Raw genomic sequence first — 12876 nt, 5'->3', positions numbered from 1 at the left:
TTCCTAACAGCGCCAACGGCTGAATATTCTATGATCAATTCCAAGCTCGATTTCGCATACAAGGCTCGATGGGGAGCCGTTTCTTTCCAAACGAGAGATCGCATGGTGGCCCGGACGCTGCATATGTTGTGCCATTTTTTTGCCGGGGTTGCCTTGGCCGCTTTCCTGCTTCCCGAGGGCACCGCGATCGTACTGGGCAGTCTTGCGTTGGTTGTTGCCATGAAAGCGTTGTATGACTATGTCGACACAGGCGCCGTCAAGCTGGGCTGTGTCGCGGCGATGGCGCTGGGCGGGCTGATATCAATAGGAATTTCGCAGCTCATTTAGCGGTGATCCGACAGCACGTATTGGCACATAATTAAAAAAACCTGCAGGCAAAGGCCGAGCAGGTTTTTTTTGATGCCGACTGGTGTTTTGGAGGCGCAACTCGGAATCGAACCGGGGTGGACGGATTTGCAATCCGCTGCATGACCACTCTGCCATTGCGCCGTTTGGCTACGAAGAATTGGAGCCAAGCCCAGGATTGTACATGATTCTGGCGGGATCCGTTACCGCAGGCCAACCTTAACGCATCACCAGGCCGCCATCCACATAAAGTACCTGGCCCGTCATGAAGCGGCTCCAGTCAGAGGCCAGAAACATCACCGGCCCTGTCACATCTTCCGGGGTGGCAATGCGACGCAGCGGCGTTTGCCCGGCCAGTTGTTCACGTATCGACTCGCGGGTTTCCCGGCTGGCATCCGTGGGCCACACCAATCCCGGTGCGACGCAATTGACCCGTATGCCATAAGGACCCAAGTCAGCGGCCAGGTGGCGGCTGAAACCGACCAGTGCCGCCTTCGCCGTCGCATAGTCATGGTAGGGCACCACGGGGTGTTCCACCAGATCACTGGATATATTCACAATACTTCCGCTGGCGCGTTGGCGCATATGGGGCAGGACTGCCTTGCATACATTGCAGGCGCTTTGCACGGCACCGTTGAATTGTTCTTGATATGCGCCCCAGTCCAGTTCCTGGAAACGGCGCCGATGATCGGGGTTGAACCGATACGCGCGAAAGGCATTATTGACGACAGCATCGATGCGGCCGGTTTCCACAAGCACTTGCGCGATCATGCCTTCCACTGCCGCCGGGTCCATCACGTCGGCCCTTATGGCCCAGGCGTCGCCGCCCGATTCTTTGCAGCGATCGACGACTTGGTCTGCGGCATCTTCGTTGCGCAGGTAATTGACCACAACCAAAGCGCCTTCGCGGGCAAAGGCCATGGCGATGGCGGCGCCTATGCCCCGGCCGGCGCCGGTCACGAGCACAACTTTGTTTTTGAAATCCATGTCTGTTTCCTGTTTCCGGTCTTTATTCAATGCGGGGAGTCAAATCCAAACCTACGACGTCGCGTATTGTGATGGCCCGGCTGATCAAATTCAGTTTGAGGTAAGCGTCGGCCGCTGCTTGCAGCGTATCCAGGTCAAGTACGCCCAGGCCCAGCCGGCGTGTCAAGTCAGAGACGCTGGCGCGATTGCGTATTGCGATGATTTCCGCGTTCAGCGCCGGGTCTTGCCCATCGATGGCGCGCCGTACCGCCAACTGCGCTGCGCGTTCAGGTTCGCTGATCATCCATTCGGCGCTGCGGCGGTAGGCGGCAATGAAGCGGCGCAGCTTGTCCTTGTCGTGCTGGTAGGTGGATTCGCGCACCACGAACAAATCGCTGGAATAGTTCAAATATTTCGCGACCTCGATCACATTGACGGCCCCCAAACCACGCTGCCGGGCAAGGGCCAGGCCGGTGTCGGTGGCGGCCGTGGCATCGACCTGACGCTGTATAAGCGGGATGAAATTGAGCAGGCCAGTCACCACAACTGTCACGTCGGCCTCGCCTAGCCCGACCTGTTGCAAAAGAATCTGCAAATTTTGCCGAGTGCCGCTCGAGAGACTATACACGCCAATTCGCTTGCCCTTGAGGTCGGATGGCTTGGTGATGCCGCTGGACGCCAGCGACACGACATTGAATACATTTTGTGGGTAGATGTCATAAATGGCGCGTAGCTTGGCGCCTTTATCCAGCGCCGCAAAGAAGGAACCGGGATCGGTGAACGCGACATCGGCCTGACCGCTTAATAGGTTGCGCAGGGCATCGCCACCCCCCGCGCCGGGAAGATAACTCAGCGCTAGGCCTTGATCCCGAAAAAAACCCATGTCCGGCTCAGCCAGCAAATTGGTGATCTCGGTGATAGGTTTGCTCCAGCCCGCCAGCGTGAATTTTTCAAGCTCTGGAGCCTGGGCCCAGCTGGCTTGCATAACAAGCGCCAGGGCAATGCCCGCGCCTAGCGTCGCCAGGCACCGCGGAAATAGCGTTCGTATGAGTGTCATGATCGTTGATGTCCTGGATAGGTGATGGCGTAGGGGCGCAGCAGTCGCTTTTGCACCCACACGGCGGCAAGATAAAGCAACAAACCTTCAAGGGTAATGAGCGTGAGCACGGCAAACATCAGTGGCGTGTCCATGGAACCTTGCGCAGCGATGATGAGCGCGCCCAACCCTTGGCTGCCGCCTATGAATTCGCCCACTACAGCCCCGACCAGCGCCAGGACGACTGCCATGCGCAGTCCCGCAAGTATGACCGGCAGCCCTGTCGGTACATGGAGACGCCACAAGGTTTGCCAGCGTGTGGCGCCCAGCATGCGAAACAGTTCCCGGCGGGATAAGTCCGTTTGGCCGATGCCGGTCATTGTGCTTTCCAGCAAGGGGAAGAAACAGACCAGTGCGGTAATGACCACCATAGGCAGCGTGCCAAAGCCCAGCCAAACGGTCAGCAGTGGTGCAAGCGCGAGCTTGGGCATGACTTGGCTGGCCACGACATAAGGCATGAACACGCGACGACCGAAGGCGGATTCACCCAGCAACAGCCCGCAGACGAATCCGAATAATCCTCCAAGCGCCAGTCCCGCGATGACTTCCAGTGTGGTTTGTGCAATGTGCGGCCAGAAGTAGCCCGAAGACAGTCCCCGCCATAGAGACCGCACTACCGTGGATGGTGCCGGCAGCACGAGATCCGACCACGCAAATGCGGCAGCAGTCCATTCCCACACCACCAGGACAGCCAGCAGCAGCGTCAGCGACCAGATCCGTGACGATTTCCAGAGGCCTGCTTTCACTTTCATTGTGTCGTATCCATGACCTGCCGCAGGCTGGCGCAGATCGCATTGAATTGCGTACTGTGTCGCAGCCCGGGTGATCGGGGGCGAGCCAGTGCTATCGATTTCTCGCAGGCGATGCGACCCCTGTTCATCACGGCCACGCGATCGGCAAGGTAGACAGCTTCGGCGATGTCGTGCGTGACGAACAGGACCGAGGTGCCATGCTGGCGGCAGACCGCAAGCAAAATATCCTGAAGTTCTTCGCGTGTCAGTGCATCGAGTGCTGCAAAGGGTTCGTCCATCAGCAACAGTCGCGGTTGCGTGAGTAGGGCCCGTGCGATCGCTACCCGGCTTTGCTGGCCGCCCGAAAGCTGACGCGGATACCGATCATGCATTGTTTCCAGGCTCAGTTCATCGAGCAGTGCTTGCGCATGCGCGGTATCGGCGGCATCGGGCGAGCGTTGCAGGGACACTGGCAGCAACACATTCTCGAGTACGCTCAGCCATTCCAGCAATGTGGGGGCCTGGAACACGAAACCCGTAGCCGGGCTGGGGCCGCACACTGGCTGGCCTTCGAGCGACACACTGCCGGCCTCCGGCAGCAGCAGCCCCGAGGCCAGTTTCAGCAGCGTCGATTTGCCACAGCCGCTGCGCCCCAGCAAGCAATGAAAGGCACCCGCCGGCATGAGCCAATCTACATCGCTGACTGCGACCGGCGCATCAGGGTAGCGATAGCTGACCTGGCGCATACTTAAGAAAACGTCGTCCATAGCGATCTGGTATTCAATCCCTGTATAAGGCCAAAGCCTCGGCGGCCTGTTCCGCCGAGGCTTCGATATCGACCATGCGGACAAGGTCCAGCATGCTGAAGCGCCCGTCATGATGCCAGGCGGCCGCAGGCATTGTCATAGCGCCCAATGCGCAGATACGGGTGGCGCCCGCCTGCGCGATCAAAGGTGCCAGGCGGAACAACTCCTCAGGACTGGCAGCCAGCCCCACTGTTTGCAGAAAGGCGCTCTGGCTGCCTAGCCGAAGCGCGGCGTCGTCAAGGGTGTCGACCGCCACGACGCATGCCGTGCGATTTGATGCGCCCGGCGGAGGCGTCTGGGGCTCGTCGATATAAGCCACGCACCAAGGCGCGTCCACTGGCCCCAGCAATTCGATATTCTCGCCTCGCAGTTGGTGTAGTCCGAGAGTCTGTCGCCAATTGGCTGCGGCGGCGGACTCTTCCAGCGACAAGGCGCGGCGTGGAAATGCATGTTGCAGTGCGGCCATCTCGCCGGCAAGTTGCCAGGCGAACTCGTGTGGAGAAACCTGGGCGCCTCGCTCGACGTAAAAAATTTGTGGTGAATAGCAGCCTTGTTGATCCCACCGTACGATGTCCAATGCGGCTTGCCTGGCCATAAGCTGGGATTGCCTGGTATCCAGGGCGGTGGCCGATATCAGGCCGGCGCTGAACTTGTGGCCGTGGGACAGCAAGCGCTTGCCTACAGGCAACTGGCGCTGCCAGGCGGCAAGCGCCGCATCGCCGCCATATACCGTCAGCACGTCCGCGTGCCGGCATAGCGTCTGTTCCAGCGCTGTTTCACCCCCTGGCCACCAGACGATGGCGAAAACACTGGCGAGCCGCGGCTCAACCTCGGCAAGCGTGCGTGCGAACCAACTCGCGAACAGGGGTTCGTCGCTGGATACTTTCCCTACATTGCCGGCTTTCACCAACAGTCCGGACACCATGCTCCATAGCGGCAGGCCGGGGACGTTTCCGGCCCATACATGCCCCAGCAACGCAGGGCCGTAGGCGCGTGTCCAGCCACCTTTTGCCCGAGGGCGGAAGTCGTCAAGTAGGCCTGGGTCGCCAAAATCTTCGACAAGAAAGCGCAGCAATTGTGGTCGGCGAAAGGCCTTCAGGCTGGCATTGATGCCCAGTCTCACCATCTCGGGATCGAAGCCGCTAACGACCGACAGCATGCGTTCGATTTCCTGACGGCCGGGATCGCTGGCGTCCAGCATGCGTGCTATGGCGCGATCGATAATGTCTACAACTTCCAGAACAGGCAATGAGGCCAAGTGGTCCCGTGCGGCCGCGCTTACCGTGGTGGCCGCCGCTTTCAATTGCGATGGCGTAAGCCTGGGCAAAGCCACCTCCAGCCGCTGTCCATGGGCCTCGAAAGTCAGCGTTTCCCAGGCTAAAGCGCTGGCCGAGATGCCGGGAATATAGCCAGCTACGGTCTTGAGCGCGGGTTTCATGCCCTTGCCGCCTGCAAAAATGCATCCATTGCCATGGAGCACCCCTTGGCCTGGACACCTTGAGCTCGCCCCAACAGCATGAAGCCGCCGTCGACTGTTTCGCCCACATCCTCGGTAAGAATGGTGGTTACCGAGTTGAAGTTCGCCAAGTCGCAATGCACCAGCACGCCGCGTTCGCCTGCCGGCACGTCTTGTCCGGTGATGGGATCTACGGTACGCGACCGTATCCAGTGCGGCCCCGACTTCACCGTCGGCTGCGTGGCGTTGCCATTGTCATAGAATTGGGTGCTGAGTTCGGTCATGCCGTACATGTTGAAGCACGCGCTGGCAGGCACCCCAAAGCTTGCACTGAGTTGGCGATAAAATTCGTCCGCCGCTAATTCGCGGGATTGACCTTTGAACCCGCCGGTATCGAACAAGCGGCTGCCTGGCGCTAAGGAAAATCCCAGGCCCTGCTGTTGCAACTCGTCCATAAGATGAACGAAGCTGTAGCTGGCGCCGAGCAGGGCGTAAGGTTCGCCATCGCGCTGCACCTGAGCCAACGTTTCGCATAGGCGTTCGGTGTCCATGCCCTTGGGGCCGATGAAGTAGCTGCTGCCGTCAGCCCCAAACTCGTGTAGCGCCAAACCGAGATAGTGTGCCAGGGACGAATTGGGCATCATGTTTCCTGTTGGAAACAGGATGCCCATGCGCAGTCGTTTCTCTCCACGCATGAAGCGCTCTGCAAAGTGCAGCTTCATGGAGTGATCGTATACGCGCAAGTGAGGATGGTAATGACGGCCCTTGCTATCTATTCGCGTGGTGCCGCTGGTCATGAAAACCCGTTCGCAACGTTCTGGCGGCACGCAACTAAGCGTCAGGTCCTTGAAGGCATTGATGGGGACGGCAGGAATGTCGCGCCAGTGCTTTACTGTTCGTGCCGTTTTTCCCTGTTGCTGGCAATAGTGCTGGAATACCAGGTTGTGTCGAAACTGGTGGGTGAATAGTCGCAGGGCAATGGCATTGAATTCGTCGTCGCCGCCTTGGGGCCGGCTCATGAATTTCAGCAGGTCTGTCAGAATTTCCGGCGCTATGCCTGGCGCGGTGGTATCGGCTTTTATCACGTTCGCCCTTTCGTTGGTGTTACCGGCAGGGCCGGCGTAGTGCTCCGAAAGGGTCGTAGATAGTGTCAAAGCTTGCAGTTGTACTGCGCGCGCCGCTGCACAACTCACTCTCCTTACGTCGGTATGATCCGATTCAAGTTCACGGGTTCGTTCTATTCATCTCAGTGTCCGCCCTTTCAGGCTGCAACACACCCCGGAGCATTGCCGATTATACACATTGCTCCCTCCCTGATCGGCGAGGACGCGCGCTTGGCATGGTCTCAACATAGCGGTCGGCGCTAAGTCGAATCGGTACCCGATCGGTAAGGCAATGTCGGGATTCTACCGTGCCAGGGTCTCAATCTGCTTGTAGTGCCCGAAACTAGCCTCGACTTTCAGGCCTGATGACGCGGGGCTGCGAACAGTGGCAAGAGCAGGTCCTTGGTAGTGTCTGCGCCCGGATTAATGCACGGCAGGTCCGGAAGGAGCATCCTGCACCCATTGCAGATAAGACGCGCGGGTCATGGCGGTCACCGACTCCAGTACTTTCTGGTGATTGACTTGATGCCGCAACAGCAAGCGCGCATTGGCTACAGCGCGCGATTTGCAGAACCAGTGGCAGCTATGCTGCAGTAGATACAACTCCGCCGAGAGGTGGTAGGCGCGGGTTTTCGCATCCCAGCGGCCTTCGTTGTCCAACGCATGGCGCAAGCCGGCTGCATGGATGTGCAGAAGCTTGCGAAAATCCCGCAGCGCTGAGGGAAGAAAACGCTCGGCGTAAGGCACGCAAAAGGGGAGGGCACTCATGCTGGTGTCCTGCGCGCTTTCCTTCTGCATGGCGTCGGCTAGCGACTGTACCTGTGCTGCCACTGCGCGTTCGGTCAGGCCGAAGGTTTCCAGTACCTGGATTTGGCGTGTTTCATCCTTCTCTTGAATGGCGCGGGTGTGGCCCTGCGTTAGCGTTTCTATGTGGCGCTCAAGCTGCAAACTGGCCAAATGATGCCCCAGCAAGGCAATATGCGTACGCTGGTAACGCACGCGCAACAGCTGCCATACCGCGACGACCATCAACAGGGTTAATACAGTTTCCATTGCTCATATTCCTACATCGTCCCACCGAAACGCCGGCACACCAAACAAAAGGCCCAAACTTCAGTTTGGGCCTTTTTGGAATTTGTAGCGGGAAATGAGACGTACATCGAGTCTGCATCATGTTGATGTTGAACAGGTTGCGATGCCTCACGTGGGCAGTTTAGCCTCAATTTTGGCCTTGATCCAGATGGCCGGCTCCGGTTGTTGAGGATTGTATCAGTTGTGGAAAGCGGGCGAGAGGTGATTGGGCGATCGGAATTGTTCGGTAGCGCTAGGCATCAGTAGACCTCGCTGGACGAAAAAAAGGCCGAAACGCGAAGTTTTCGACCTTTTTCGGAATCATCCATGGACATCACTGCAAGTCCATGAACAAAAATTTTGGAGCGGGAAACGAGGCTCGAACTCGCGACCTCAACCTTGGCAAGGTTGCGCTCTACCAACTGAGCTATTCCCGCTTGGGTACTGCATTTAACGCTTACAAAGAGGTTTGTTTAGAACCGCTTTGTAAGAAGTCACGCATATTAACTGTTTTTTCTACGTTGCGCAAATCAGCTTGATTTGCTGGTTTCGGCAGATGCCTGGCGTTCAGTAATGCTGCCATGCCGCTTGCGTAAGACCAAAAAGCTCGTTAAAAATCTAGTAATATTTAGCGAAGAACAAAATAATAGCACAGGTGCATGGGGCACTGTCAAATAGCACTTTACTCCGGGGCTTAATTTGCTGGAAATCTCTGGTTTCGACCTCCTTTCATCCAACACACTGGGATTGCCCGCTCACGCAGCAGCAATGACCCGCTATCGTTCGACCAGCCAATTGCGTGCGCTTTCCGAGATATGCCGCGCGTATCCGAGAGCGTTTGTATTGGGCGGCGGCAGCAATGTGGTCATGGAGCGCGATCTGGAAAGCCTGGTGATAAAGGTGGAATCCGCAGGTGTAAGCGTCCATAGTGAAACCAATGACGAATTGATCATCGAGGCGCATGCTGGGGAGAATTGGCATAAGTTCGTATCGGGCTGTGTGGGGCGGGGTTGGAATGGACTTGAAAACCTGGCGCTTATACCCGGCACGGTTGGTGCGGCGCCCGTCCAGAATATCGGTGCCTATGGCGTCGAACTGGACCAGCGCTTTCATAGCCTGGTTGCGTGGGACATGCTCGATGCCCGGTTGGTCGACATGGACGCCGCCGATTGCCAGTTTTCATACCGGAATAGCTTCTTCAAACAGGCCAAACCCGGTCGGTGGTTAATTCTGAAGGTCCGTTTCAAATTGCCGAGGCGCTGGCATGCGGTACTCGACTATCCCGATTTACGGCGGCATCCTGTTCTGGAAAAGGCTGCGGCCTCGGTCACGCCGAAACAGATTTTCGATGCGGTGTGCGAAATTCGGCGAGAAAAGCTGCCCGATCCCACGTTGCTGGGTAATGCTGGCAGCTTCTTCAAGAATCCCATTGTTACGCTGGCGCAGTATGAGTCCCTCAAGAGCATGGTGGCCGGAGTAGTCGCCTATCCCCAGGATGGTGGGCTGTACAAGCTGGCTGCGGGATGGCTGATTGATCGTGCCGGATGGAAAGGGCGCCGTGTCGGCTCCGTTGGCGTGCACGAACGTCAGGCCCTGGTGCTGGTCAATTATGGCGGGGCGACGGCTCAGGACATCAAACGACTTGCCAAGTTGATACAAGACGATGTCATGAGCCGCTTCGGCGTGCTGCTTGAGCAGGAGCCAGTACCGGTCAGCTAGCCAGGACGTCCTGCATGTCGAACAAGCCGAATTGCTTGCGCGCCAGATAGCGTACCGCACGCAGGCTGCCTTGGGCGTAGGTGGCGCGGCTGCTGGATTTATGCGAGATTTCGATGCGTTCACCGGTGCCGCAGAAATACACGGTATGGTCACCCACGATATCTCCACCACGCAGCACTGAAAAACCGATATGCCCGGTTTCGCGTGCACCGGTTTCGCCATGACGAGCCCAGTCGGCGACGTCATCGAGGTTCTTTCCCCATGCCGAAGCAACCGTTGCGCCCATGGCCAGCGCCGTTCCGGACGGAGCGTCGACTTTGTTGCGATGGTGCGCTTCGAACACTTCCACGTCATAGCCGGTATTGAGCAAGCGGGCAGCCATGTCGAGCAATTTCAGCGTGGCATTGACGCCGACGCTCATGTTCGGCGCGAAAACAATCGCTACCTTCCGGCTCGCCGCCTGTATAGCCTGCTTGCCTTCGTCGGAAAAGCCCGTCGTTCCAATGACGCATTTCACGCCGTGCTTTACGCAGGCCTGCAGATGCAGTAGCGTCCCTTCGGGACGGGTAAAGTCGACGAGGCAATCGGCCTGCGCCAAGGCATCGAGGTCGGCAGTAATGGACACACCGGTGTCGTGGCCCAGGAAAGCGCCAGCGTCCTGACCGATGGCCGATGATCCGATCCGGTCGAGGGCCACAGTCAGTTCCAGATCGGGGCATCCGACAATAGCTTCAATGAGCATGCGGCCCATACGTCCGTCAGCCCCTGCAATGGCAATACGCATTGTTTCTCCCTAGCGCAGCGGTTCGACGCTGTTAGCGCCTGGTATGGGCGCGGGTTGCGCCTCTGGCACGATGTCGCCGGCTGCGTTGGCATCGCCCCTCTGCGATTCGGTGCCTGGAATGTCTCTGCCCGTGTCGGTCCTTTGGAAAGGCTGCCGGCCGGGCTGCTCATCGCCTTCCCAGCGTACCAGACTATCGCCTTCGAACCAGACGGTGAATTTGCGCTCTTCTTCCTTGCCGTAGCCGGGTTTATGAAAGTATGGATAATCCCAGCGGTCGCTGCGGAAAATATCCTGCAGCGTGGGCGTGCCGAGAATGAATCGCACCTGTTCACGAGTCATGCCTTGCTGGAGTTGCGCGACTTGCTCAGAAGTGATCCAGTTACCTTGTTGGACGTCGGGCCGATACGGAAAGCCCCAGTTGGTCGTCCCGCAGGCGGAAAGAGCCATGGCAAGTACACTTACCGCCATACCGGTGCGTAATGTTGAAAATATTGGTTTTGCAGTCGTTACCACGAAGCGCCCCTGTTATATTCAGATCGAATAAAACCGTTATCATAAAGGTTTAAGAATAAACGCATATTAGCGTTAGTCTGCGTTGGGCGTACGGCAACCCGCCGATGCCTGGACAATACCATTACCGCCAGAGACATTTTAGCTATGAATGACCAAAGTGAATTGAAGAATATGGGCTTGAAGGCAACGTTCCCGCGCCTCAAGATTCTCGATATTTTCAGGCGGGCTGACCTGCGCCATCAAAGCGCCGAGGACGTCTATCGAGCTTTGATCGCCGAAGATGTCGATATCGGGCTTGCTACAGTCTATCGCGTGCTTACGCAATTCGAACAGGCCGGCATTTTAGTGCGTAGCCAATTCGATGGCGGCAAGGCGGTATTCGAGCTGAATGATGGAGATCATCACGATCACCTGATTTGTACCAACTGTGGGAAGGTGGTCGAGTTCACCGACCACGAAATCGAAAAGCGCCAGCATAAAGTGGCCAGGGACCAAGGCTTCCATCTTGAAAGCCATACGATGCTGCTTTACGGTATTTGTCCTGAGTGCTCGCCACGCCAGCCAAAATAGAGCATAACGGCTCAGGCCGCCGCGCTGCGGTACCGACCATCCCTGTGTAGGAACCAGACTGCCCGGGCTATTCGGCCAAAAGCATTTCCTTGGCGTGCTTGCGCGTGGTTTCGGTGATTTTCAGGCCCCCCAGCATCCGTGCAACTTCGTTGACCCTTCCAGGCTCGTCCAGCGCCTGGATCAGGGATACCGTGCTGGAACCCGCCGTCGACTTCTTGACTTCGTAGTGATGCATGCCCCTGGCAGCCACTTGCGGCAGGTGCGTCACGCAGAGCACCTGATGCCGCTCGCCCAATTCTCGTAGCAACCTTCCGACCACATCTGCAACCGCTCCTCCGACCCCGGTGTCGACTTCGTCGAAGATAAGCGTGGGAACGCGCGCTGCCTGGCTGGCGATGACAGACAATGCGAGCGATATGCGCGCCAGTTCGCCGCCCGAAGCCACTTTGGCCAAGGGTTTCGGGCGTGTGCCGGCATGCCCTGCCACCAGGAATTCGACAGACTCATTACCATGCGGGGATGGTCCAGAAGATGCGAGCCTGACCTCGAAAACGCCGCCTTTCATGGCCAGCGTCTGCATCGCGTCAGTGACATGCTTGGTAAGTGTTTTGCTGACGGCCTGGCGTGCTGTGCTTAGCCGGGCTGCCAGAGATGCATAGTTATCGCGGGCCTCTGCTGCTTGCTTTTCCAGAGCTTCGATGTCGCCTGCGTTGCGGCTATCTGCGAGTTGGGCCTGCCAGGAAAGCTGCAGCGCCGGTAGCTCTTCAGGTTCTACCTTGAGCTTTCTGGCCATCTCGAAAATCGCGGAAAGGCGCTGTTCGGCATGCGCAAGGCTGGCCGGGTCGAGTTCCAGCTTGTCCAAGTAGCTGTTCAGGTCTGAAATCGCCTCGGCGCTGGCGATGCGCGCCGATTCTATTGAGTCGTATACCCCTTGCAGGTGCTTATCGTGCCGCAGCAACTGGCGTATTGGGGTGGATGCGGCATTCAGTGCGTGCTGCGCCGAGCCGTCGTCTTCGCCAAGGGCTGCAAGTGCCTGCGTGGCACCATCGAGCAAGGCCTGGGCGTGAGCCAGCCTATTGTGGTCGTTGGTAATGCTCTCCCATTCGCCTTCCTTGAGAGCGAGGCGCTCGAGCTCGGATAGTTGCCATTCGAGTCGTTCGCGTTCTTCCTGAAGGGCTGCGGCGTTCTGCTGTGCGGCGGTCAGTGTCTTCTGGGCCTGCTGCCATTGCTGCCAGGCCTGTTGCACCAATCGCAGCAAAGGCAGGTGGCCGCCCTGCGCATCGAGCAGGTCGCGTTGGCTGGATGTTTTGAGCAGGCTTTGATGCGCATGCTGGCCATGGATATCCACCAGTTGTTCGCCAAGCTGGCGCAGCTGCCCCAACGTGACCGGCAAGCCGTTGATGAACGCCCGGCTGCGTCCCTGATTGTCCAGAACCCGCCGAAGCACCAGCGCATCGTCGGTATCGAATTCGTGTTCCCGCAGCCATGCATGCAGTGAATCGGGTGGGTCGAACACTGCCGAAATGTCGGTGCGGGTGGCACCTTCGCGGAGCACGTTGATGTCGCTTCGGGCTCCCAGGGCGAGCGAAAGCGCGTCGATGAGTATGGATTTTCCGGCGCCGGTTTCGCCGGAAAAAACGGTAAATCCCGATTCGAACTGAATCTCGGACTGATCGACAATAACAAAATCGCGTATGTGCAGGGTACGCAGCATGT

General features: G+C 58.0%; 13 protein-coding genes, 2 tRNA genes and 1 riboswitch. Of the genes, 3 read left to right on the top strand and 12 right to left on the bottom strand.

The window, feature by feature from the left end; genetic code table 11:
* Positions 1-30 precede the first annotated feature (30 nt).
* Entirely contained in the window at positions 31-327 is a 297-nt protein-coding gene (locus tag CR155_RS14625) for a hypothetical protein (RefSeq protein WP_102070782.1), read from the top strand.
* 88 nt (positions 328-415) lie between these two features.
* Here the strand turns inward: CR155_RS14625 and CR155_RS14620 are convergent.
* The 9 genes from CR155_RS14620 to CR155_RS14580 form a co-directional block, all read right to left on the bottom strand.
* A tRNA-Cys gene (locus CR155_RS14620) sits at positions 416-489 on the bottom strand.
* Between the two features lie 75 nt (positions 490-564).
* Positions 565-1332: a 3-oxoacyl-ACP reductase gene (locus CR155_RS14615; RefSeq protein WP_102070781.1), complete on the bottom strand. Its 768-nt coding sequence runs from the start codon at positions 1330-1332 to the stop codon at positions 565-567.
* A gap of 22 nt (positions 1333-1354) precedes the next feature.
* Entirely contained in the window at positions 1355-2368 is a 1014-nt protein-coding gene (locus CR155_RS14610) for an ABC transporter substrate-binding protein (protein WP_102070780.1), read from the bottom strand.
* On the bottom strand, positions 2365-3159 hold the full coding sequence (locus tag CR155_RS14605; RefSeq protein ID WP_102070779.1) for an ABC transporter permease: 795 nt from the start codon (positions 3157-3159) through the stop codon (positions 2365-2367). The genes CR155_RS14610 and CR155_RS14605 overlap by 4 nt, the downstream gene beginning before the upstream one ends.
* On the bottom strand, positions 3156-3905 hold the full coding sequence (locus tag CR155_RS14600; RefSeq protein WP_102070778.1) for an ABC transporter ATP-binding protein: 750 nt from the start codon (positions 3903-3905) through the stop codon (positions 3156-3158). The genes CR155_RS14605 and CR155_RS14600 overlap by 4 nt, the downstream gene beginning before the upstream one ends.
* A 13-nt stretch (positions 3906-3918) precedes the next feature.
* Positions 3919-5382, bottom strand: a complete 1464-nt coding sequence (locus tag CR155_RS14595) for an acyl-CoA reductase (RefSeq protein ID WP_102070777.1) — start codon at positions 5380-5382, stop codon at positions 3919-3921.
* Complete coding sequence (locus CR155_RS14590) at positions 5379-6419, bottom strand: LuxE/PaaK family acyltransferase (RefSeq protein ID WP_102070916.1); 1041 nt, start codon at positions 6417-6419, stop codon at positions 5379-5381. The genes CR155_RS14595 and CR155_RS14590 overlap by 4 nt, the downstream gene beginning before the upstream one ends.
* 159 nt (positions 6420-6578) lie before the next feature.
* A riboswitch (TPP riboswitch) is annotated at positions 6579-6691 on the bottom strand.
* Between the two features lie 235 nt (positions 6692-6926).
* A complete protein-coding gene (locus tag CR155_RS14585) occupies positions 6927-7556 on the bottom strand; it encodes a hypothetical protein (RefSeq protein WP_102070776.1) in 630 nt (209 codons plus the stop codon).
* A gap of 379 nt (positions 7557-7935) precedes the next feature.
* Positions 7936-8011 (bottom strand) — tRNA-Gly (locus CR155_RS14580).
* Between the two features lie 262 nt (positions 8012-8273).
* Between CR155_RS14580 and murB the strand changes: the two genes are divergently transcribed.
* Entirely contained in the window at positions 8274-9293 is a 1020-nt protein-coding gene (gene murB / locus CR155_RS14575) for a UDP-N-acetylmuramate dehydrogenase (RefSeq protein WP_102070775.1), read from the top strand.
* On the opposite strand, the gene dapB is transcribed toward murB, so the two are convergent.
* Entirely contained in the window at positions 9286-10077 is a 792-nt protein-coding gene (gene dapB, locus CR155_RS14570; RefSeq protein WP_102070774.1) for a 4-hydroxy-tetrahydrodipicolinate reductase, read from the bottom strand. The genes murB and dapB overlap by 8 nt on opposite strands.
* A gap of 9 nt (positions 10078-10086) precedes the next feature.
* The gene (locus tag CR155_RS14565) at positions 10087-10524 is read right to left on the bottom strand and encodes an outer membrane protein assembly factor BamE (RefSeq protein WP_439650446.1); all 438 of its coding nucleotides are present in this window, start codon (positions 10522-10524) and stop codon (positions 10087-10089) included.
* Positions 10525-10734: 210 nt separating this feature from the next.
* Here CR155_RS14565 and fur point away from each other — a divergent pair, with 210 nt between their 5' ends.
* The gene (gene fur, locus CR155_RS14560; RefSeq protein WP_102070773.1) at positions 10735-11160 is read left to right on the top strand and encodes a ferric iron uptake transcriptional regulator; all 426 of its coding nucleotides are present in this window, start codon (positions 10735-10737) and stop codon (positions 11158-11160) included.
* Positions 11161-11227: 67 nt separating this feature from the next.
* On the opposite strand, the gene recN is transcribed toward fur, so the two are convergent.
* Entirely contained in the window at positions 11228-12874 is a 1647-nt protein-coding gene (gene recN, locus CR155_RS14555) for a DNA repair protein RecN (RefSeq protein ID WP_102070772.1), read from the bottom strand.
* Between the last annotated feature and the right edge of the window lie 2 nt (positions 12875-12876).

It is taken from the genome of Pollutimonas nitritireducens (genome assembly GCF_002849615.1).
GTDB lineage: Bacteria > Pseudomonadota > Gammaproteobacteria > Burkholderiales > Burkholderiaceae_B > Pollutimonas > Pollutimonas nitritireducens.
The sequence above is the reverse complement of the archived record's forward strand: the minus strand, read 5'-3'. Positions and strand labels throughout refer to the sequence as shown.

Excerpts from the sequence above, each read along its gene's own strand:
- CR155_RS14625 (WP_102070782.1), top strand. The coding sequence starts at position 31 with ATGATCAATTCCAAGCTCGATTTCGCATACAAGGCTCGATGGGGAGCC.
- CR155_RS14615 (WP_102070781.1), bottom strand. The coding sequence starts at position 1,332 with ATGGATTTCAAAAACAAAGTTGTGCTCGTGACCGGCGCCGGCCGGGGC.
- CR155_RS14610 (WP_102070780.1), bottom strand. The coding sequence starts at position 2,368 with ATGACACTCATACGAACGCTATTTCCGCGGTGCCTGGCGACGCTAGGC.
- CR155_RS14605 (WP_102070779.1), bottom strand. The coding sequence starts at position 3,159 with ATGAAAGTGAAAGCAGGCCTCTGGAAATCGTCACGGATCTGGTCGCTG.
- CR155_RS14600 (WP_102070778.1), bottom strand. The coding sequence starts at position 3,905 with ATGGACGACGTTTTCTTAAGTATGCGCCAGGTCAGCTATCGCTACCCT.
- CR155_RS14595 (WP_102070777.1), bottom strand. The coding sequence starts at position 5,382 with ATGAAACCCGCGCTCAAGACCGTAGCTGGCTATATTCCCGGCATCTCG.
- CR155_RS14590 (WP_102070916.1), bottom strand. The coding sequence starts at position 6,419 with ATGAGCCGGCCCCAAGGCGGCGACGACGAATTCAATGCCATTGCCCTG.
- CR155_RS14585 (WP_102070776.1), bottom strand. The coding sequence starts at position 7,556 with ATGGAAACTGTATTAACCCTGTTGATGGTCGTCGCGGTATGGCAGCTG.
- dapB (WP_102070774.1), bottom strand. The coding sequence starts at position 10,077 with ATGCGTATTGCCATTGCAGGGGCTGACGGACGTATGGGCCGCATGCTC.
- CR155_RS14565 (WP_439650446.1), bottom strand. The coding sequence starts at position 10,524 with ATGGCTCTTTCCGCCTGCGGGACGACCAACTGGGGCTTTCCGTATCGG.
- fur (WP_102070773.1), top strand. The coding sequence starts at position 10,735 with ATGAATGACCAAAGTGAATTGAAGAATATGGGCTTGAAGGCAACGTTC.
- recN (WP_102070772.1), bottom strand. The coding sequence starts at position 12,874 with ATGCTGCGTACCCTGCACATACGCGATTTTGTTATTGTCGATCAGTCC.